Origin of the sequence: Rhizobium sp. M1 (assembly GCF_002531805.1) — a bacterium.
GTDB lineage: Bacteria > Pseudomonadota > Alphaproteobacteria > Rhizobiales > Rhizobiaceae > Rhizobium > Rhizobium etli_C.
In genome coordinates, this window is sequence record NZ_NWSW01000039.1 from 14,912 (window position 1) to 35,336 (window position 20,425).

At 57.5% G+C, this 20,425-nt stretch carries 14 protein-coding genes and 5 pseudogenes; 3 read left to right on the forward strand and 16 right to left on the reverse strand.

Features of this window, described 5'->3' with window-relative positions; all coding sequences use genetic code 11:
- Positions 1–35: 35 nt before the first annotated feature.
- The 8 genes and pseudogenes from CO655_RS28300 to CO655_RS28335 all read right to left on the reverse strand — a co-directional run bounded on the left by CO655_RS28300 (position 36) and on the right by CO655_RS28335 (position 6,104).
- Positions 36–968, reverse strand: a complete 933-nt coding sequence (locus CO655_RS28300; RefSeq protein WP_176539318.1) for a type IV secretion system protein — start codon at positions 966–968, stop codon at positions 36–38.
- 2 nt (positions 969–970) lie between these two features.
- Positions 971–1,204, reverse strand: coding sequence for an EexN family lipoprotein (locus CO655_RS28305; RefSeq protein WP_097667531.1), 234 nt, complete (start codon positions 1,202–1,204; stop codon positions 971–973).
- Entirely contained in the window at positions 1,201–1,902 is a 702-nt protein-coding gene (gene virB5 / locus CO655_RS28310) for a P-type DNA transfer protein VirB5 (RefSeq protein WP_097667532.1), read from the reverse strand. The genes CO655_RS28305 and virB5 overlap by 4 nt, the downstream gene beginning before the upstream one ends.
- A complete protein-coding gene (locus tag CO655_RS28315) occupies positions 1,899–4,265 on the reverse strand; it encodes a VirB4 family type IV secretion system protein (protein ID WP_097667533.1) in 2,367 nt (788 codons plus the stop codon). Before CO655_RS28315 ends, virB5 begins: the two co-directional genes overlap by 4 nt.
- A pseudogene (locus CO655_RS28320) lies at positions 4,258–4,595 on the reverse strand (type IV secretion system protein VirB3). The gene CO655_RS28315 and the pseudogene CO655_RS28320 overlap by 8 nt, the downstream one beginning before the upstream one ends.
- Before the next feature lie 5 nt (positions 4,596–4,600).
- Positions 4,601–4,899 (reverse strand): annotated as a pseudogene (locus CO655_RS28325) (TrbC/VirB2 family protein).
- Positions 4,896–5,564 (reverse strand): annotated as a pseudogene (locus CO655_RS28330) (lytic transglycosylase domain-containing protein). Before CO655_RS28330 ends, CO655_RS28325 begins: the two co-directional pseudogenes overlap by 4 nt.
- A gap of 3 nt (positions 5,565–5,567) precedes the next feature.
- Complete coding sequence (locus CO655_RS28335; protein WP_097667534.1) at positions 5,568–6,104, reverse strand: hypothetical protein; 537 nt, start codon at positions 6,102–6,104, stop codon at positions 5,568–5,570.
- A 98-nt stretch (positions 6,105–6,202) separates the two neighbouring features.
- Between CO655_RS28335 and CO655_RS28340 the strand changes: the two genes are divergently transcribed.
- Complete coding sequence (locus CO655_RS28340) at positions 6,203–6,574, forward strand: hypothetical protein (protein WP_004673403.1); 372 nt, start codon at positions 6,203–6,205, stop codon at positions 6,572–6,574.
- 769 nt (positions 6,575–7,343) lie between these two features.
- Positions 7,344–7,526, forward strand: coding sequence for a hypothetical protein (locus CO655_RS28345; RefSeq protein WP_097667535.1), 183 nt, complete (start codon positions 7,344–7,346; stop codon positions 7,524–7,526).
- 110 nt (positions 7,527–7,636) lie between these two features.
- Here the strand turns inward: CO655_RS28345 and CO655_RS28350 are convergent.
- Positions 7,637–8,556 (reverse strand): annotated as a pseudogene (locus CO655_RS28350) (zincin-like metallopeptidase domain-containing protein).
- A 294-nt stretch (positions 8,557–8,850) separates the two neighbouring features.
- Between CO655_RS28350 and groEL the strand changes: the two are divergent.
- Positions 8,851–9,078, forward strand: a pseudogene (gene groEL / locus CO655_RS34505) (chaperonin GroEL); the annotation flags it as partial.
- A 744-nt stretch (positions 9,079–9,822) separates the two neighbouring features.
- On the opposite strand, the gene CO655_RS28355 reads toward groEL, so the two are convergent.
- The 7 genes from CO655_RS28355 to CO655_RS28385 form a co-directional block, all read right to left on the reverse strand.
- Positions 9,823–12,621, reverse strand: coding sequence for an EAL domain-containing protein (locus CO655_RS28355; protein ID WP_097667536.1), 2,799 nt, complete (start codon positions 12,619–12,621; stop codon positions 9,823–9,825).
- Between the two features lie 175 nt (positions 12,622–12,796).
- Complete coding sequence (locus tag CO655_RS28360; protein WP_097667537.1) at positions 12,797–15,058, reverse strand: methyl-accepting chemotaxis protein; 2,262 nt, start codon at positions 15,056–15,058, stop codon at positions 12,797–12,799.
- A 292-nt stretch (positions 15,059–15,350) separates the two neighbouring features.
- Entirely contained in the window at positions 15,351–16,316 is a 966-nt protein-coding gene (locus CO655_RS28365) for an AraC family transcriptional regulator (RefSeq protein WP_097667538.1), read from the reverse strand.
- A 295-nt stretch (positions 16,317–16,611) separates the two neighbouring features.
- Positions 16,612–17,877, reverse strand: coding sequence for an NAD(P)/FAD-dependent oxidoreductase (locus tag CO655_RS28370; protein ID WP_097667539.1), 1,266 nt, complete (start codon positions 17,875–17,877; stop codon positions 16,612–16,614).
- 63 nt (positions 17,878–17,940) lie between these two features.
- On the reverse strand, positions 17,941–18,252 hold the full coding sequence (locus CO655_RS28375; RefSeq protein ID WP_097667540.1) for an antibiotic biosynthesis monooxygenase: 312 nt from the start codon (positions 18,250–18,252) through the stop codon (positions 17,941–17,943).
- A 12-nt stretch (positions 18,253–18,264) separates the two neighbouring features.
- Positions 18,265–19,368: an NAD(P)-dependent alcohol dehydrogenase gene (locus CO655_RS28380; RefSeq protein WP_085739625.1), complete on the reverse strand. Its 1,104-nt coding sequence runs from the start codon at positions 19,366–19,368 to the stop codon at positions 18,265–18,267.
- 58 nt (positions 19,369–19,426) lie between these two features.
- Entirely contained in the window at positions 19,427–20,425 is a 999-nt protein-coding gene (locus CO655_RS28385) for an ABC transporter permease (RefSeq protein WP_085739624.1), read from the reverse strand.

Sequence of the window (20,425 nt, forward strand, 5' to 3'; positions counted from 1 at the left end):
AAAACCTGTTCAATTAGCTGAAGCATTGGGGGTCGTCATTCGGTCCGGCCTGGAGTCAGACGGCGGCCGACGGAACGCGCGCCGCGGCCGACCGCTCTGACTGTGTGGGATGTCGCCCAGGCGAGCGCGCTTTCATGCGCATCGCGGGCCGCGCCGTAGCCATAGGTGAGCGACGCCCCGCCCGCCGCAAGAGCCGAAGCAATGCCGGGCAGTTGGTAGAAGACGTAGAGTGCGGCGACGCAAATGGCGCAGAGCGCGATCGGCCGCATCAGCACGTCGCTATAGCTTTCGATCGCCGTAAACGTCGTATCGATGCAGGTGATCAGCAGCGAGCCGATGGCAACGACCAGCACCTGAAGGATGACGAAATTGACGAGCTGGCCGATCCAGGATTCGGTGAACCGGCGGGTCGACTGGAACATGGCGAGCGCGATGAAGATCGGACCTATTGCCAGCACGATGGCAAGCGCCAGCCGGGCATAGAGCGAAACGATATAACCGATCGCCGCGACAAGAAAGCTTGCGCCGATAACCAGTAGGCCGCCCACGCCCGTGACGATATCGATAGGCCAGGAACCCCGCGACCATATCTCTTTGGCGCATTTCTGGCCCTTATCGAGCAGGCTGTCGAAGGTCGATGCGCTCGGCGCCGTGCCCGAATTCAGCGCCTGCGAAATCTCCCTGGGTAGGGCGTCGAAGAAGATGTTGGTGACATAGGTCTGATAGTCGCCGGCGTTCCTGACCAGCATGACAATGATCGCAAGCTTCATTGCGCGGAAGGCGAATTCGAGGATCGGTTCCTGCACGGAGCCCCGCAGAACGAGATAGCCGTAGAGCACGACATAAAGCGTAAGTGCCGCCGTCAGCGGGCCACTGACCCAGCTGGCGATATTCGAGGTGCCGGAGGAAATGAAGTTTTCGAGCGGTGTCTTGAACTGCCCATCGACGAAGCTGAAGACCTGGTACATCGTCAGCCTCCCAATGATTTGCCCATGCGCTCCAGCCGCAACTTGCCGTCGGCTGCCTCGGCGTTGCGGCAATTGGGCGTGTCGCGGAGTTCGCCGGGATTGTTGCGGCATTCGCCGATGATTTTCGCGAGCAGCGCATCGTCGGCTGCAAGTTCATCGACGGTGTAAATCGTCTCCGCCTGGGGTGAGCAGGCCGCCAGGAGAAGCATGGCCGTGCCAGAAAGAAACCATTTCATTTGAGCGCCGCTCCCATCGTGTCCATGCGCTTGCGCCAATCTTCGGCCTTGCGTTGGTCATCGACCTGTGCCTGGGCCTGCTGGACCATCTGCAGGCCCTGCATCCGCAGCACGTCGGTTTGCAGGAAGGCGGTTTCCGCCTGGAGGCGCGCTTGAAGGTCGGCGATATCCTTGGCGTCGGCCGCACCGGAAATTTTCTGGCGAAGCTCGTCGATGCCGTCGATGCGCTTGGTGGCGGCGTTGTAGATCTGCTGTCCCAAGCTCATCTGCCCGGCGTTCTGGTTCTGGATGCGCGACAACTCCTGCGCATAGAAATCGTCGGCATCGGTGCGATAGCTGGAGTTGTCCTGAAGGAATTTCGAGGCGGAACTGCCGAAGACGCCGCTACCGGAACCTTTGAACAGCCCCTCGATCGCGTTGAAGTCCTGCGGTAGCGCCTTGCGGATCGAAGGATCGTTCAGCAGGTTGGCGACGTCGGCCATGTCGGTGATCTTGTTCAGCGATCCATAGAGCTGCTGGGCCTGCTGGAGCTGCTGGTTCAAGGTGTCGAGCTGGGACTTCAGCTGCGTGATGCTCTCGATCTGCTTGGCAATCGACGTCTGGTCGATAACCGGGATGCCCTGGGCAGACGCCAGCATCGCTGACGTCTGCAAGGCGACCGATGCAAGCAAGAGCCCTGTTGCACTTCCTCGGGTCATGCTGTCCTCCTTCTGTGGTGGAACACGGCAAGCCAGTCCTCCGATCCCTCACCGATCTCCGATCGGATCGTATCGGCCAATTCCACATTGGCTGTCCGGCCGGAGAGAATGGCGAGCTCGTCGTCGAAACCGTTGAGGTTCAGCTCGGCGACGACACTGTTGTGCCCCTGCTTGACGATGAAGCGGCGGCTCTCGACGGAGAGCTCGCGCGAGACGAGCTCGAATTCGCGCTCCGTCAGCCTGAAACCGTCGACATAGTCGGCGCGGTCGCCGCGCGGGTTGGCTAGGTAAATCTGTGTCGGGCACTGCTCGATGATCGTATGGGCGATCGGCGAGACGATGGCGTCGCGCGGGCTCTGGGTCGCAAACAGCATGAGACCGTTCTGCTTGCGGATTGTCTTGAGCTTGTTCTGGGCGAGATCACGAAAACCTTCGTCCTGCAGCGCCTTCCAGAATTCGTCGATGACGATGATGATGCGGCGCCCGTCGATGAGCTGCTCGATGCGAAAGAACAGATAGGCCATCAACGGCGTGCGGATCTCCTCGTTGTCAAGGAAATCGGTCATGTCGTAGCCGATGAACCTGGCGCCGATGCCGATATCGTCGGTCTCGTTGTCGAAGACCCAGCCGAGCGGCCCCCCCCTCTCCCAGCGTCTCAGACGTGCGGCGATACCCTCGGGATCGGTATTGTTGAGGAAGGTGCGCAGGGCGCCGATGGAGCGACGCTCCACCGGCAGGTCCGCCACCCCGTCGACCGCCGAGGCGATGTCTCGCAATTCGGTGATCGATAATTCGCCAGATGCGGGCCTAACCAGCTTGGCGATCCAGCCGGTGAGGAATACCTTGATTTCTGCCGTGAACTCCAGCGATTTCAGCGGCGCGCAGCCGGTGGCGACACCATTCCTCAGCGGTAGATAGGTACCGCCGGCCGCGCGCACGAAAAGGTCGGCGCCGCGGTCCTTGTCGAAGAAGACCATATACGGATCATGCTTTTCGAGCTGGGACAGCATGAAGTTCAACAGCACCGTCTTACCCGTACCCGACGGGCCGCAGACGAAGGTGTTGCCGAGATCACCGTGATGGAAATTGAAATAGAAGGGCGCGCCGGATGCGGTCTTCAGCATGGCGACGGCCGGCCCCCATTCGTTGCCGTCCTTCTGACCTGTGGGATAGGAGTGATAGGGAGCAAGCGCTGCGAAGTTGCGCGAGGTTATTGCCCCTGAACGGGCCCGATAGCGGAAATTGCCCGGCAGCTGCGCCCACCATGCAGCCTCGAGCCCAAGATCCTCGCGGGCGACGACCGCGCCGCCGCTGGTGAGATAAGCGCGCGCCTTCGCCAAGTGATCGGTCAATTCCTTGACCGAGGGCGCAAAGACGGCAAGCGCAAGGTGATGCTCCCCGAGTACGAAGCGATTGGATTCCAGATCGTCCATCGCCTCGTCGAGCTCTTCGATCTGCGAAGCGGCCTTGTCGCCGGCGCTGACCATCTGGTTCTGCTTGCGGCCCATGATCGTTCGGGCGTCGGCCTTCGACGTGAAGGCGAAGGACTGCGTCAAAATAAGCTCGAAAGGTGCGGTCAGGATACCGTCGAGCATGCCGCTGCGCGTCGTCGCCGGATATTCCTTGAAGCCGAACATGCCGGCATAGCGGCTGTCGGCCTCGTGACGGATCTCGACGGTCTCGCGCCCGAAAATAACCCGGTCGGAATAGATCGCCGAGGAAATTCGTCCTTGCGTCAAGGGAATTGGTTCGCGCCGACCGCCGACGATCTGGTGAAGCACTTCGCTCGGCTCGGAGAACAGGATGCCGTCACGTTCGTGCAGGGTGAGCAGCCGCGGCTCGAAGCGCTGCAGGCCGGCGACGACGTCCGCGACCCGGTCACGCAGATGTTTCAGGGCCTGTTCGTCGAGTTCGATGCCGGATCGGCGCGCCTTGCGCAGCCGGGAGATAAGATTGACTGCCCTTTCGGCAGGATCGCGGCCGGGGTGCCAGACGAGCGTGAGATAGAGATCGTTGCGAAACAGGTCTTCGCCAACCATCCGCTCGCGGTATTTGGCATTCAGACCGTCGGAGAAGGGATTGGCGAAGCGTCCCTCGGGATAGGCATTGTCGCGGCGGCGCACCACATGCGTCCACAGCGCCAGTCGCTCGTCAGCGATATTGCGATAGAGCGTGTTCAGGCTGCGGTGCAGGCCGTTGAGGTCCCTGACGTCTGATGTCTCGAAGGAAATGCCGTCGAGAGCGATCATTGTCATCAACGCTCGGGTTTCGAGCGCGATCGTCGTCTCGTCGACATGCCTGACATAGGGGATGAAGGTCTCCGGCCCGAGCTCGCGAGACCGGAGCGTCTCGATATTAGCCAAGGCCGAGATCCCTTTCGTCGTAGCGCCGGGTGAGCGTCAGGGGCGAGAGCGTGGCCCGCCCCAATAGGCGGCATTGCGGGAGCGGCCGCGGGTTTCAATCCACGCAATCAGGATCCGAAACATGTTGTGGTCGTGTTTGACGAGCGCGCCAAACAGGACATGGAAGACGATCCCGACCAGCGCGTAGGCGATTGATCCCGCGGTGATGTAAAGGATGGTCGTCAGCATGATGTTGACGCCCATCGCCTCCATCGTCACGCCGGCGATCATTGCCGGGCGCGTGCAGGCGAGAAACAGCGTGTCGTCTTCGAGGATCGGAATGCTCGCCATGGCGCTCAATTCCCGACGATGGTGTTGACCAGCTCGGTGGCGCCGAAAATGCCGCCGATCCCGATAATCCAGAAGCCGGCCCTCCTCAAATCCATGTAGCCAAACATCCAGGCAATGCAGATGATGATGACGGCGATGACCGCCAGCAGACGGGCGATATTGCCGGTCAGCATGTCGACGATGTTCTGCAGCACGGTTTCGATGCCGGCGGCCGGGCGAAAGCTGGCTCGACCAGGCAGATGACAATGGCGGCCGCCATCAGCGTAGATGCGGCAAGGGGGCGAAGAGGGCCTTTGAAGATCATTCACTTTGCTCCGATCGATCATTCTGGTAAACGAGAGCCGAGGATTGCCGCCTTGAGCTGAACACGTCCCAGGATGGGGCCTCGACGGTTTAGGAGGGTTGTAAAGGCGGTTCGGGAAGTGCTGGTACCACCTCATCCTGTGGTTGCCCGCCCGACCCGGCCTGGTCACCGCGTTCGCCAATGGTGAGCGAGGCAAGCGTTGGCGATAACTGCTTTGCTTCCTGGCGTACCTGCTCGTCATATTTGGCCATGGCGCCGAGGGATGGATCATCGCGGCCATAATAGGACTAGAGCATCACCCTTTCGGCCTGAGCCGGATCCCCCGCGCGTAATGCGGCGCGGTAGTATCCGTCGAGAAGCGTGGCCGTGGCCTTGAGGTTCCGGCAGGGATCGAAGGCGTCGGCGACGGATAGCTTTAGTTTCTGAAGGTGCTCGATGCCAAGGCCGCCAAGGCCGATCTGGAGATCCTGGCGATCGGCAATCAGGGACGTGGCAACCTCGATCGCCTCCGCCTTCGATACGGGTTGAGCGGCCAGCGGCGGGCCCGTGTTGATGCGGATGGCGAAGGGCTGAAACCGGCTCTCGAGGCTGACAACGCCGGCCAGCGTCTCTACCTGAACCATCGGCGCACAGGTTTGCGCGATTTCGACAAACGCAGCACCCATCGGTCAGTACCAAACGCGCTGTTTACCGGCGCCGTCGATGGTGACATCGACATAGTGCGGCTGCGATCGCACATTCGGACGACTTATCGGATAGCCCATGCACTGCCGGTGCCCGTCCACGCGCTGCCAATGTGGCGACAGGACCGAATTGTCGCGGGAAGTATAGTCGTTCCCATCCCAGCAGAGGCTGTTGCTCACCGGCTGCGGCGATGTCGATACGCAGGTTGCTTGCCGACCGCTGCGACCGCTATCAGTCGTGAGTTTGTACCCCGCATCGCAATAATAGGGTTCATAGCCCGGCCGCGAACTCTGAAAACCGACGCCGCTACAGGTCGGGAATGAGTGCCCCTCGGCAAGCTCCCGCCACAGCTTCTGGAGCGGCGGCCGGCATTCGGCATATTGCGTCGGCCCGCCGGGATTGGAAAGGCATAGGATAACCTGGCATCCCCAATCCTCGGCCCGCGCTTTACTGCCGAAAATAAGATAGGGTGGCGCAACGAAGCAGACCGTAAGCAGTGAATTCAGGAGAAGGCTTTTCATGAACAGGATCCTTCGAGACGATGGCGCCCTATTGCGTTTCGGGAGACCCAATCTGCCTGCCCGCATTCATACTATCGTATATAACACAGTTAAATGACATGACAAGCGCGATTAAAACGCAATGGCACAACCTTGCCTTCTCCGGACTCATTCTCCATGAGATCCTCGACCATCCGCTGGAGGACGAGACTCCGCAGGCGAGGCTGAAGCAGATCGGCATGATGACGATCCTCTACACGATGACTCAGGCCCACCAGAAGCTAACCCTTTCGAATATTATTGAGATTACCGAGCTGACGCGAAGCGGTGTGAAGGAGACGGTCGACCTTTTGGTAAAGCGGGGAATGCTGGTGGAGACGATGGGGAAGAACGCCATGGGCCGGGGGACGGCGCGGCAATTCGAGATCTCTCAGGACCTCCTGAGCAAGCTGAGCTCTTTCCGCGCCAGCCAGGAGGCGGGGTTAAACTGACTGATTTTCGGCTTTAATGGAGTGAGATGCGAATCATCTGGCACTCCCGATCGTATCGTTGCCGGCAGCGATCAGAAATAAATGGGGCAACTCGCCCGCAGGCGGGTTGCAATCGAACAATGAAGAGTATCGGAGAAATCAGCATAGCGGCGCCGTGAGGCGGATTTCGGGAATTCTCGCCACGCTAAGGGCGGAACAAGGGCAGCCGCAGGAGCCTCAGCATAGCGGCCGTCAAGGGAGGCGGGACCGACTGCCCCCGCCCGTGCGTTCCCTATCTCCGTCGCCGCTCAGCATATGGAGCGCGTTGCGCACCGGCGAACTCGGCTGGAACATGACCTACCGGTGAGGGCGCCGATGGTTGGCTCTCCAGTGTCTATCCGGCATTACGCGCCAAGCGAAAACAGATTTCATGAACGGGTCCAACGCGTTTGGACGGAGAGATCGCTAATCCCAGGCAGGATCTGACGAAACAGGAAAGAGGTTGTTGCAGCTTTTATCCGACGGCGATAGTGACGGTGCTATCCATAGGAGACTGAAACTTATCCATTCAAACCGTCCGCCTCCATCTTTCCAATGCGCGCCAGCGGCTGCAGGCACCCGCTCGTGTTGAGGCCGCGGCCAAAGCTGTCAGCGCAAATTTATCAAAGCAATATTTTTTGCTAGTTCCAAATAGATCATCCGACGACCCGCTGTCATCAACGCTTCTCTCGATGCTACGCACGACGACTCGTTCGCGCGGGACATCGTTCTCGTTCGCCCTCGGCGGACGATGGCTTCCGCCATCGCGATGCTAAGGGAGGATCTGCCGGAGGAGGTTGCAAGCCTGGACAGTCGCGTGATTTTCAGCATCGACGGTCGAGGGGATGCGCTGGTTCTCACCACGGGCCGCATGACGACGCCGTCGGAATACTTCGCGCGTCACTTCAATATGCCGGTGAACACGCCCCACTAGCTGCGCGAGGTCAATGCCTGACGATTTTAGACGCCGGTTCGCGGGATAGGAGCTTGCGGCCGTCGGGTCGCGGCAGTGGGCGGCGTCCGGGTGGCTAAGAAGGAGCCGGCTCACGCCGCCTCCTCCTCGTTGAGGTCCGGCTGCAAGTCATGCAGATAGTCGACCGCGCGCTGGGCATGAGCTGCCGCTGAAAAGATGGCACGCTTGTCGCTGCCGAGAACCTTGAGCCAGTCATCGAGATAGCTTGCATGGTCGGGGCGTGGTTCGAGCTCGGGGACGATACCAAGATCGGCGCAGAGAAAGCAGCTGCCGAGTTCGGCAATGAGCTCTTCGCGGGCGCGTTCGCTCCTGTCTTTCGCATAGCGGCTGAGATCCCGATCGAGCCTTCGCGGTGCAGCGGTCCAGTGCGTCATCTCGTGACTGAGAACGGCGACATAGGATGCATCGTCCCGGAAGGCGTCGAAGCACGGCATCTGGATGTAGTCACGGGCAGCAGCATAATAGGCCGCCGATCCTCCATGGCGGATCAGGGCGCCGGTATTGGCAAAGAAGCGGCCGGCAGCACCGATGCGGCTCATCCAATCCTGGTCAGGCGCGATGGAATGGGCAAGGCCATCAAGGCCGGTGATCTGGTCGGTGTTGAACACGGTGTAGGTTTTGAGGAAGGGGATGTCGCGTTCGATTTCGGCGCCTGTCTCCGTCGTCTCGGCGCGGATGAAAGAGCTGGAAAAGATGACGGTCGTGCCGGTTTCGCCCCTGCGGACGGCGCCGCCAAGCTCGATTGCCTGCGAGACGTCATCCACCTTGGTGATGCAAAGCCGCGGGCGATGGCTTCAGACCAGAGGAGCAGAACATTGATGCCGCTGTCTGGTTGGCCATTGTGGCGCAGTGGCCGGCTGACCTCGGCTGTCCCGCCTCCCGCCGTCCACGGCTTGGTCCATGGACGGACGCCCTGTTTGAGATCGGCGATGATCTTGGTGGTGATGCGGCTGTAGATATCGGATCGTTGATTGGATTGCTGCCTGTTCATGTATGAACCTCCGTTCGAGGTCGCGGCCATCGCGACCTGCTACGGCGGTCCAAAAGCCGGGCTGCAAGTGCGGCCAGCACCCGCAGGGCCGCAACGAATTGAAGGACGGCAAAGCCGTTGCGGGCAGCGCGAGCCTGGCAGGACCAAAAGCCGGGGCAGGACGGGATGCAGCAACACCACGGCGAGACTGGTTTGAAACCCAGGCAGAGATGAAAAATCCAGTCTATTACGCAAGGCGGGAGCGTCCGGGATGAATCGATGGACCCGAAGCGTGGCATCGACCTTGCGCGGCCGTTCCTCGTCGACGCAATGGAGAAGGTTAGCAACGAGAGTGCCATTTCGTCGAGGAAGCAAAGACCGCCGAGACCAAACTCGTAGTCTTCGCGCGCATGCAATTCGACCGCGTACCTCAGCCCCTACTTCGTCGCCAACCAGGACAAGATGCGGGTAGAGTTCGAGGATCCGTATATCCTCATTTACGAAAAGAAGCTATCGAACCTGCAGTCCTTGCTGCCGGTAAGTTGAGGTCTGATGGAGCATTCCAATCGGCCGACCGCCTTCAGCAAATAGGCAGAACCATTACGAAATCACGGCGCAATCGCTGGCGTTTTTTTCCGCCACCCGTTCAAATGGCCGAAAGTTTCGAGTTGATCGAATTGAAGCTCCCGTCTTCGGGAAGTGGTGGGATCCGGGAACGTTTGGCAAGATTCAACGAACCACTGGCCGCCACGCCCAGAGAGGGTCATAGGGAATACGATGACAAGCGCGGACGCTCAGTCGTTCAGTCAGGTTGCGAGCACGTATCAGCTTGGGATCGGTATGACTCACATAGCGCCTCCAACTGATTTACGGCACTAGCCAAATCGTGAAGTTCCGATTTCAGCGATTGTATGATGTCGAAATGTCCGGAGCCATTCGAATTCGCAGTTGAACTTTTCAAATCCGCAGATTTTCTATTCGGATGGGGAAATGGGATGAGCTTTTGCACGGTTATGCTTTTGACGATATTGACTCAGAATAGTAGATTTTACTGGGCACGTCTTTGCAATGGCAATCGAAAGCGAAAACACGTCAACGTATGTTTCGTCGCGCAATTCGGTACAGGGCTTGCATATTTCGGAACATCAAAGCACCTGAAGTTTTCAGTAGTTCCTATTGGTCCGCGTTTTATCCAATCGCCCAGAGTAGTTTGGGCTTCCGTTGGATGGGTGCGGTATAAACAGCGCCGCAGGTGGCGTGGATCCTGCGCGCTGTTAGTGGTAGGCTTCACGCGGTTCGGGTCCCAACAGATGCGGGAGGCAAGCGCATGAGTGCCACCCCTTCCTCTGCGGGCATCGGCGTAAGATGGGAATCACAGCGAGAGAACTCGGGCGCTGCGTTTGCAGCGAGAAGTTCGGACTTCGGGATGGGCTTACTATAGTAGAACCCCTGTGCCACAGCGCAGCCGCTTTCAGCCAAGAATTTTTCTTGATCGACCGTCTCCACGCCCTCAGCGACTACATTTTGCCCTAGGCAGCGCGCAATTGAGAGAATTGCCTTGACCAGTTCTCTACTTCGCTTGTCGGATCGATTGATGAATGACCGGTCAATCTTGAGGGTATCAATGGGAAAGTTAGCCAAATAGCTCAGAGATGAGTAGCCGGTGCCGAAATCATCGATCGCTATGGAAATTCCGCTCGCATGCAATTGAGAGAGTGTCGTCGAAACGCCCTCGCAGTTATGGAGCAGGAGACTCTCAGTTATTTCAACCTCGATCCACTCCGCACGACAACCGGTTTCCTGCAATACGTCCGCCACCGTTTGCGACAAACGCGGGCATTGAAACTGCTTAGGAGACAAATTTATCGCAATCTTGTGCGGGGGCAGTCCATCTGCATTCATGACGGCAGCCGTGCAACACGCCTCATGCAGCACCCATCGTCCAAGATCGATGATCAATCCCGTTTCCTCGGCGACACCTATGAATTCTCCCGGAGGGATCATTCCCATCTTCGGATGATGCCATCGTAGCAGTGCTTCTGAACCGATCACCTTTCCGTTGTCCAATAGGACCTTTGGCTGATAATGGAGTTCAAGTTGCTCATGTTTCAAAGCTAGGCGTAGGTCTGATTCTAGCGCTAGGCGCTTTTCAGCCCCAATCGTGAGATCCTTTGAGTAGAAGCGGAAGTTGCTACGCCCCGAGCGCTTCGCCAAATACATCGCAGAATCCGCATATTTCACCAAATCGTCGGGAGCGTCGCCGTCATTTGGAAATACCGATATCCCGATGCTGCAGGATACAAAGATCTCCCTGTCGGAAAGCATGAAGCGTTCGCCGAATGCGGCAAGCATTCTGCTGGCAATTTGAGCCAAATCGTCATTGTCCTGAACATTGGGCAGTAAGACTGCAAATTCATCTCCACCGAGTCTCGCCACGGTGTCGCTGGCACGGACGCCTTTTTTCATGCGTGTCGCCACCTGCCGCAGCAACTCGTCACCGACGGGATGTCCCATAGTGTCATTGATCGCTTTGAAATGGTCCATGTCGATCAGCATCACCCCGGCTCGCTGGCCCGCCGAAGCCGCGTCCCCGATCATCTCGCGTAGCCGTTCATTGAAAAGTGTCCGGTTAGGCAGGCCGGTCAGAGAATCGTAGAATGCCATCTGATGGATTTTCTTACGGGACGTGTCCAGTTCGGTGATATCGCGGGCGACGCCGAGGATCCCCATCAGCTTTCCCCCCGTGAATACCGGAACCTTACGAGTCTCCAAAAGCGTTGATCGACCGTCCTCGTGAGCGGTAAACCGTTCCTCATTGATGAGAATACGGCCGGCCTGCATGGCCTCCTCATCCTTGTCACGAAAAAACTGGGCTAGTTCGGGAGTAAACAGGTCATAATCCGTTTTCCCGACGATTTCCGCTTCTGCCTTGCCGACCAATTCTTCGAAGGCATGATTGCACAACAGATATTTGCCTGTTACGTCTTTCAGCCATACCATATCCGGAATGGTCTGCAGGACACTTAGGAGGCGAGCCCGAGCTTCAATAGTTGTGCCCTCGGCGTGCTTTCGTTCGGTAATATCGCGAGATAACACCAGAAAAGTGACGGTTGAGTGATTGCTGCTTGGTCGCCTTGCGACCGACAGTTCAAACCAACGGAATTCGCCGTTTGGTAGGGCTATACGGACACAACGACCGTAGGAGGCGCCGGTTTTATCGGCTTCTTCAAGAGCCAGCATAGCGATGTCGGCCTGATCTGGAGGGAGCACATCGCGGACAAGCTTGCCGAGCAGCACTTCTTTTCGCTGCGCCAGGATCTCCTGATTCCTTGCCCAGACCTGCAGGTAGCGACCGTCGGCATTTACCTCGAACAGAACGTCAGGAATGGCGGCAATAATTCCCTCTGCGAATTCAAGAGCCTCTTTGAGATCATGCTCCGCACGTTTTCGCTCTGTGATGTCCAACATCGCGCCAACCAAGCCGATCCTGTTACCAGCGATATCAGTGATTGCGGTCTTGCTGAGTAAAAGATCAACGACACCACCATTCTCGGTGGTGGCCTTTGCTTCATATTGCTGAACACCGCCATTTGCAAAAAGCGCCTCGTCCAACGCGGCATACGTCTCGGCTATGGGTGCGGGCACCAAATCGAAAACGGTTTTTCCGATAATATCTCCCTTTGAGCGGCCGGAGAAGCTTTCGAAGGCCCTGTTGCAACCAAGGTGTATCCCATCTCTGTTTTTGAAGAAGACGGGTAACGGGATCGCGTCGAGTACGACGGCACTGGACATCTCTTCGGCGTTAAATGGCAAGTCGACGTTTGTCGCAGGATGCCGGGGATTCGCCCGGAAAGCCTTCTCAAACGGTTGCTTCAGACTTGCGACATCTGCGTCGTGACCGTGCGATGGCCGGACAACGGAGGCTTCCGAAAATGGCGGGGCCGTGCCCGTGGCAAGCGGAGGGCTGGCATTGACCGCGTTGCGGAAGGCTCCACGCCCCTGGTCGATTTGAGCATCAGTCGCCATCTGCACTTCCACAGGCTGTTCGGGGCGGGATGTGCGTTCCGATTGACGTACGTGTTTCATGTGCCTGTCCTGCTTTGTCACGTGGCTGAGCAATCATGCGTCAAGCCAGCATTTTGTTAGGACCGCACAAGTCATTTGGCGGAGTACCATGCCGCTACCCCATCGGGATATCGCTCTCATTCAGAATCATCAAAGACGTGTATTTGCATGTGGTCGGCGACGCCGCCCATATCATTTAGAACGCTTGCCAATCATCATTCGAAGGCGCGAGCACCAGGTTACCACGGCGCATCGGATAGTCTCCGCGGTCAACCATTGTCTGACCGGGCGGGAAGCTCTTGCCAAGTTCGCCCGTGACCTTCTGTGGCTTCCCGCTCTCGTCTTTGAAGTGGAAATGTTTCAACAGTGCGGCTAGGCTTTGGCTCTCTTGAGCGAGGTGCGATCCTGCAGTATTCATCTCCGCGACCATGCTCGCATTTTCTTGAGTGGCATGGTCCATATGGTTGACCGCGCCGTTGATCTCGCGCAGGCCCGACGATTGTTCCTGGGAGGCCGTTGCGATTGCGTCCATATGAAGATTTACATCCTGCACAAGCTCTTCAATCGTTCTCAGGCCCGATCCGGTTTCACTCACGAGCCTTACGCCTTCGTCGACGGCAAGAGCTGAATTGCCGATGAGATCCTTAATTTCTTTTGCCGCTGTCGCTGAGCGCTGTGCAAGCTCCCTGACCTCCTGGGCAACAACCGCAAAGCCTTTTCCCGCGTCGCCAGCACGCGCTGCTTCGACGCCGGCGTTCAGCGCCAGGAGGTTCGTTTGGAAGGCGATCGCGTCGATGACGCTGATGATCTGGGAAATCTGCTTGGAGGAGTTTTCAATGCGATTCATGGCGCCGATAGCATCGCGTACAACCCGACCGGACATTTCCGCATGATCTCGCATCTGTTGGACGGCTCCGCGCGCATCAGCCGTCCTCTTCGTGGTCGATGCAACGTTGACGGTTATCTCCTCCAACGCCGCTGCAGTTTCCTCGAGCGAAGCCGCCTGCTGCTCCGTGCGTCTTGAAAGATTTTCAGATGCGGCCGAGACGCCCGAGCTGCCATTCGTGACCGTTTCGACTGAATGGCCGACGGTAACAAGCACGTCCCGGAGCTGACGAATGGAAGCGTTGAAATCCCTGCGCAAACTTTCAAACTGTGGCGCTAACGGCTCCTCAATCTCATAAATCAAGTCTCCATCCGCCATCCGCTTCAACCCGGTTGCCAATGCCGTCGTCGCTCGGATGAGGCGCTCTTCTGCTTCTTTTTCCGCCCTTACCTGAATATCCAGCTTCTCTTGGTCAGAACGAATGCGCTCAGCTTCCGCGGATGTCTCCAGGTTACTTTTCTGTATGGCCGCGCCGCGGAAAAACTCAAGGCAACGCGCCATGTCCCCGATCTCGTCGCGTCGGATCGTCAAGGGCACCGGCGCCGACGTATCGCCTTCTGCGAGTGCCTTCATTCGGCTTGTCAGAGTCCGAATGGAGCTTGAAATTCTCCGAACGACCGAAATGCACAAAATGAGTACCGTAGACATGATCAGAAGCGTGGCGCCGGAGTAGCCGATAAAGGCATTGCGAAGATCGGCGTAACGCTGAAATGCCATCTCGTCCAACTCGTCGCCGGTGCGCATAATGAGTGCGGTCAACAAAGCAGCCCGCTGTTGGGTGATTTCATTCCATCGATCCAACGTCTCGGGGGGGAAGGAAACGCCCGGCTGGTTTGCATACATCTGATCGCGAACGCCCGCGATGAACTTGCCTGCGGCGCTGGCCTCGAAGTCGTCATAAGATTTGACGAGATCGGCGGGGAGAAATTCCTGCATCGCAGGTACATAAAGCTGCTTTAGATTTTTTGACTGTAAGAGGGACGAAAATAGATCGACGGACATGGCTGAATTTTTGACGTAGGCTCGGCCGGGCCTGATCTCCAGCAAACTAGCTTCCGTGATCTGCATGAGCGCGTGAAAACCGGTAATTTGGCGTGCTAAATCCAAATCATTGACAGTCGCCCCAGTGCGACGGACGAGCTCCAAGCCTGCAAGGGCAGCTGGGCGCAAAGCAACAGCTCCCTCCGCCTCGCTAGCCGTTCCGTCATCGACGCGCCGGCGGAAGCTATCGATATTGTCCCGCCTTTCACGAATGATCTGTACCGCCCGTTCTATGGCCGGATCGTCGAATGCCTTTTTCCAAGAGTCGTAAGCGGAAAAGACCGCTGTAAAAGCCCTGTCCGATGCAGCTTGCTTTGCCCGACGCACGTCGGCGCCTGCAAACGCTTCCGCCGCTATAGCTTGGGCGAGGAATCCGCCTTCCCGCCCAAGTCGCTGCGTTGTTTGTGCGCTGCGGAAGGTAGAGTATTCTCGGTAATATCCCAGTGATGTTGATACTCCGATGATTACGAACGCCGTCAACGGGATAATTGCCAAAATCATTAAAAGTAGAGATAGCGGCAGTCTCGACATATGTTCCTCATAGACGACTATAAATTACACCGGCTTCCATTAGCGACGCGGTCCAGAACATTGCGACATTGACCGCTATGTGTGAGATGACCTCGGCATAATTACTATAAGATTAATCCCTGTAGTGGTCTTGAACTGCGTTGCGCAGATCGGAACATCGTCGCGTTCAGGGGATCATCTGCAAGACAGATCTTGGGCCGAGGCAGTCGGCTTTTCTGGAGAGTGCTGTTGCTACAAGCCTTGAGGACGGTCGAGCGTGCCGGCTGATCGTAGCTCGGTCGGCGCAATCTGCTTATGATATACGCAATGTTTCCGAGGGAAGTACCCCATAGCGCTTGCGATAGTCCGCAGAAAATCTGCCTCTATGCACGAAGCCCCATTTCAGCGCGACCTGCGTGACCGAGAGGCCAGGTTCGCCTGTCATCAGTTCCTGATGCACTAATTCCAACCGTAGGTGCTGCAGGAATGCCAGAGGGGTCGTATTCCGAAAGTTGCGAAAACCGCTTTGAAGAGTGCGTCGGCTTACGCCACAAGCCGTTGCGATTTCCTCAAGAGATAGCGGCCGAGTAATATTGGCACGCATATAGTCGACCGCCCGCTTAACGGCCTTGGGTAAGGGTGAATCAGCAACGCGGCATAACTCAGATGAGTAGCGATGCTGCGCAGCTTCGATCAAAAGCTCCATCGTCGTTTCAGTGAGGTGATGAAGTGCTATCGGTGATTGAAGGAGGGTTCCGTCTCGTAATCCAGCATACAGCACTGGTACCAGTTGAACCAAAAGGGAGCCGAACCCGACCGATAGGTCGATTTCTGGCGAAAAATCGAGGCTGCCTCTTATTGGCGTATTGAGCCGACATCCCAAACGGCGCGTCAGCTCATCATGGGCGATCCTAAGCCCCAAATGTTTCCTGGGCCCAATGAATTGGGTCGTACTCGCCGACATACTGTTCACGAAAACGCCCCGCGTTCCCTCTGACGGGATTTGTCTGCCGTCAACGGTAACGACCGATCGCCCATGTAGTGGAAGCATGATGATGTTTGCCTCCGCCGGTCCCCGGTGCTGGACCGTTAGGTCGCCCTCGTAGTGCGCGGCAATAACTGCAATCGGACCATTGGTAATCGCATGTACATCGTAGGCGATCGTCTTATCGCCATGTACATGCGCTTCAGATTGCGGGGAAAGCCTCGAAAGCGCTGCCGCGAGTTCCTCGCTGCAGGTACCTTTGAGCGAGAAATGGTCAATCTTAGAGGGGGACACTCTCAACTCTCCACATCATCACTTCCTTCCCGAAACGGTATTCAAGCATGAGGCCCGCCTATCGCTAACGACAGGCGGACAGGGCAATTGACTTGTCGCGGCCAGTCCTCGCCGTGAATTCGACGCAGTCGAAGTCGCCTAAGTTGATAGTGCGAAGATCAATCATTGTTATCTATGGAACTCCGACAGAATTGTTACCTGCTGCCAACCATCGCTTCGCAACCGATTCCCAATGTCTGGCCTTCGATGGCCTCCATTCACGGCCCAGCAGACTCGGGCGTGCTCGCGCTAGCGACTAAACCTCATCCTTTAAGGTTTCTTTTTGCGTGATCAAACGTGCGGAGTGATGGCCGGAAACAAAGATCCATAGCCAGCTTAATCCCACTGCCAATCTGCTCCTCGTACCTATCAGGAAGTAGATATGGGCAAGCCCCCAAATCCACCATGCAATTCCGCCCTTGAGCCGGATCTTCCCGAAGTCGATAACAGCCGAATTCGGCCCGATGGTAGCCAGGTTTCCCAGATGCCTATATCTGAACGCACTTGGAGTGGGTGTACCCAGACGTCGTGCTTCAATTACCGAAGCGACATATTTGCCTTGCTGTTTGGCGGCGGGAGCCACTCCGGGGACGGGTGTTCCATCAGCGGCCTTCACGGAGGCAGTATCTCCAATAATAAAAATCTCGGGCTTACCGCCAACAGTCAGATCTGGCTGCACGACCGCCCTACCCGCCCTGTCCTTTTCACCACCGACCCAGGCGGCGGCGTTCGACGCTTGCACCCCCGCAGCCCAGATGACGGTCCGGCTTGAAACGAACTCATCTCCGATCGCGATGCCGTTCTCGTTGCATGCCGTCACGGGAATGCCTGTTCTCACTTCGACGCCCATCTTGATTAGCGACTGCTCGGCATATCTCGAAAGTGCTTCCGGGAACACGGGTAGGACACGTGGACCTGCCTCGATGAGAAGGATGCGCGCCGATCTGGTGTCGATGCTACGGAACTCCTCAACAAGGGTTCGTTGGGCCAGTTGCGCTATAATCCCAGCCATCTCCACGCCTGTCGGGCCTGCTCCGATTATGCTGAACGTGAGCATTGCCTTCCGCCGTTCGGGATCAGCCTCCAATTCGGCCTTCTCAAACGCGAGAAGAAGCCGCCGCCGGATGGTCGTCGCGTCTTCGAGTGCCTTTAGCCCGGGCGCAAACGGCTCCCACTCGTCCCGGCCAAAATAGGCGTGCCTTGCACCTGTCGCGAGAACGAGCGTGTCATAGGGAATAGCATTCCCATCCTTGAGCGATACTACGCGTGCCTCGGTATCAACGCCAACAACCTCGCCCAGCAGCGTCGATACATCCTTTCGTCCTCTGAACAATGCTCTGATGGGCCAGGCTATCTCCGAGGTTGCCAATACAGTCGTGGCAACTTGGTAGAGGAGCGGTTGAAAGAGGTGATGGTTGCGCCTGTCGACGATCGTTATGGAAGTGTCGGGACACTTGAGGTCCTTCGCTAACTGGAGTCCGGCAAAGCCACCGCCGACTACGACAACTCGATGCGTATCCATTTCGTCTCCCTCAAACCTGCGCGCTCGGGGCGCGCGCCTCGTAGAAATGGCCATTGCGCCCGATCAGTCGCTGATACGGGTATTTACATTAATCGACGGTGGACTCACCAACAGTGGAAGAAGAGGCTCCAGCACCCGCTTGACATTAGGATGTTCGCCATGGCCAACGACAGCCGCCTCATTCTGCCAGCCGTCTAAGATGATGAAAGTGTCCGGATCGTCCGACCGCTGGTAGAGGTCGTAGTAGAGACAACCAGACTCTTCGCGGGCGGGTCCAATGAATTCCTGAAGGAGTTCTTTTACGCGGTTTCGATTTTGGGACGTGGTTTTGAATTCCACGACAAGGTGCTGTTCCTCTGACTTCTTCGATGTCATTTGCGCTGGCTCCTAATTGAAAACGACGACCGGCTTGATCACTCGCCCGGCTTCGGCGTCCGCGATCGCTTCGTTGATCTTCTCGAAGGGATACTTGGTGATCAATTTTTGGAAGGGGAAAAGCCCAGCCTGATTAAGATCCATCATCTGCGGAATGAACAGCTGTGGAATCTGATCACCAAGGATCGCACCCTGGATCTTGCGATTGAACACCATTAGATCGAGGGGGATGGGAATGTCGTTCCCGAGCGCGTCGAGGCCAAGCAAGACAACGTGCCCGCCGGCACGGGTGCACTTGATCGAGTTCAGAATAACCGGAATGATGCCAACTGCGTCGATCGCGAAGTCGGCACCGCCGCCCGTCAGCGCATGGATCTGGTTGACTACGTCGGGATCTTTGCCGTTGATCGCATGTGTGGCACCAAGCCCCATGGCCATGTCTAGCCTCTGCTGATTCAGATCTATGATGATAATCTTGCTGCACCGACGAACTTTGGCGGCCATCACGGCGGCCATGCCGACAGCACCTGCGCCGAAAACGGCTATCGTCGACCCTATTTCCGGTTTCATCGCGTTTATCACTGTTCCTGCACCCGTTGCCATGCCGCACCCGAGTGGCGCAGCGTCGGTAAGGTCGAGGTCTGTTTTCGGCAAAAGCGCTGCATTGTTTTCAGTCGCAAGGATATGCGTCGCAAAGGACGACTGGCCCACGAAATTGCTGCCAATGCCAACTTCATCGCAGAGCAATGCCTTCTTACCATTCGGACGAAGCCCCGTAAGATTGTACTGGGTATAGTTTTGGCAGTTCATTGGGTGAGAACGGCGGCAGTCGGCGCAGAATCCGCATGAGCTCTGGCTCAGTGCGACGTGATCACCCACTTTGAGGCTCTGAACGTCTGGTCCGACCGCCTCGACGACGCCGACGCCTTCGTGCCCCGGGATCACCGGTGCCGGCGGGCCAAAAATACCGTCGCGAAGCAGCAAGTCCGTGTGGCAGATCCCGCTCGCAACCGTGCGAACCAAGATCTCGTTGCCTTCGGGGTCAGCCAGTTCGAGTTCACGGAATTCCAGCGGGCTCTTTGGCTTCACGGCGACAGCCGCAGTGATCTTCACCATTATATTCTCCTGCGTTCTCCCGCAATTGCTACGGGAATGACTTGATCGGCCCGACGGACTAGACGCGACCCGCGCGCGCACCGTAGATGATTGCGGCAAATGCAATGATCACGCCCTGGACGATAAGCTTGCCCGGCTCCTGGATGCCGAAGACGGTCAGCATCGCGAACAGGAAGCTGAAGGCAACGACGGCAACGAACGGCCCGGCGACGCCGCCCCGGTCGACGCCGAACGTCACACCGCCGAGGATCGTGGCGGCGAGCGCATTCATGAAGGTGTCGAAGCCTGGCTTGATGGTGCCGACCGCCAACGCGGATAATTGGACCAGGGCCGCGATGCCTGTCAGGGCGCCCGCGAGCGTGTGCGAGACAAAAATCGTACGTGCCAACGGAATTCCTGTAGTTTCCGCCGCCCTCGGATTGTCGCCGACGGCCCTGAAGTAACGCCCGACGATGAGAAAACGAAATGCGATAGAAATCACGGCGGCGATGACGATCCACAGGACCACGGAATAGGAAAGGCCGTGGATAGTGCCGCTCGTAAGTATTCGAAGCCAGCTTGGCGTTGAACCGGGCGCGCGGCCGGCGCTCATGTATTGGACGATCCCAATCAGAATGGCCGAAACACTTAGTGTGGAGATAACGGCAGAAGCGCGCACGTATGCTACGAGTATTCCGTTTACACCCCCCACAGCTAGCCCAATCACAACAGGCATGAGGACGGTCATTAGCGGTGGATAGTTGTTGAGCTGGCCCGAGCTGGCCAGATAAATCGCGAACGCGAAAATACCGCTGACAGAGAGATCGATGGATCGCACCCGCATGACAAGCGACTGGGCGAGCACCGCGATCCCGAGCGGCGCTGACTGCTTGAGGATTACAAACCAGTAGTTGGGATTTATGAGCGTGGCGCTCACTGCTGGAGCAACCGCAACCAGGATTGCGAGCACATAGTATGCGGGCGGTAGCCCGAGTATCCACGAAATGGCGCTCTTACCCCTCAATGAGCGAGATGGTGCTTCAGTTTTCGAGTCTGATGTGGTCATCGAGAAGTCCAT

Excerpts from the sequence above, each read along its gene's own strand:
- CO655_RS28300 (WP_176539318.1), bottom strand. The coding sequence starts at position 968 with ATGTACCAGGTCTTCAGCTTCGTCGATGGGCAGTTCAAGACACCGCTC.
- CO655_RS28305 (WP_097667531.1), bottom strand. The coding sequence starts at position 1,204 with ATGAAATGGTTTCTTTCTGGCACGGCCATGCTTCTCCTGGCGGCCTGC.
- virB5 (WP_097667532.1), bottom strand. The coding sequence starts at position 1,902 with ATGACCCGAGGAAGTGCAACAGGGCTCTTGCTTGCATCGGTCGCCTTG.
- CO655_RS28335 (WP_097667534.1), bottom strand. The coding sequence starts at position 6,104 with ATGAAAAGCCTTCTCCTGAATTCACTGCTTACGGTCTGCTTCGTTGCG.
- CO655_RS28340 (WP_004673403.1), top strand. The coding sequence starts at position 6,203 with ATGACAAGCGCGATTAAAACGCAATGGCACAACCTTGCCTTCTCCGGA.
- CO655_RS28345 (WP_097667535.1), top strand. The coding sequence starts at position 7,344 with ATGGCTTCCGCCATCGCGATGCTAAGGGAGGATCTGCCGGAGGAGGTT.
- CO655_RS28355 (WP_097667536.1), bottom strand. The coding sequence starts at position 12,621 with ATGAAACACGTACGTCAATCGGAACGCACATCCCGCCCCGAACAGCCT.
- CO655_RS28360 (WP_097667537.1), bottom strand. The coding sequence starts at position 15,058 with ATGTCGAGACTGCCGCTATCTCTACTTTTAATGATTTTGGCAATTATC.
- CO655_RS28370 (WP_097667539.1), bottom strand. The coding sequence starts at position 17,877 with ATGGATACGCATCGAGTTGTCGTAGTCGGCGGTGGCTTTGCCGGACTC.
- CO655_RS28375 (WP_097667540.1), bottom strand. The coding sequence starts at position 18,252 with ATGACATCGAAGAAGTCAGAGGAACAGCACCTTGTCGTGGAATTCAAA.
- CO655_RS28380 (WP_085739625.1), bottom strand. The coding sequence starts at position 19,368 with ATGGTGAAGATCACTGCGGCTGTCGCCGTGAAGCCAAAGAGCCCGCTG.
- CO655_RS28385 (WP_085739624.1), bottom strand. The coding sequence starts at position 20,425 with ATGGACTTCTCGATGACCACATCAGACTCGAAAACTGAAGCACCATCT.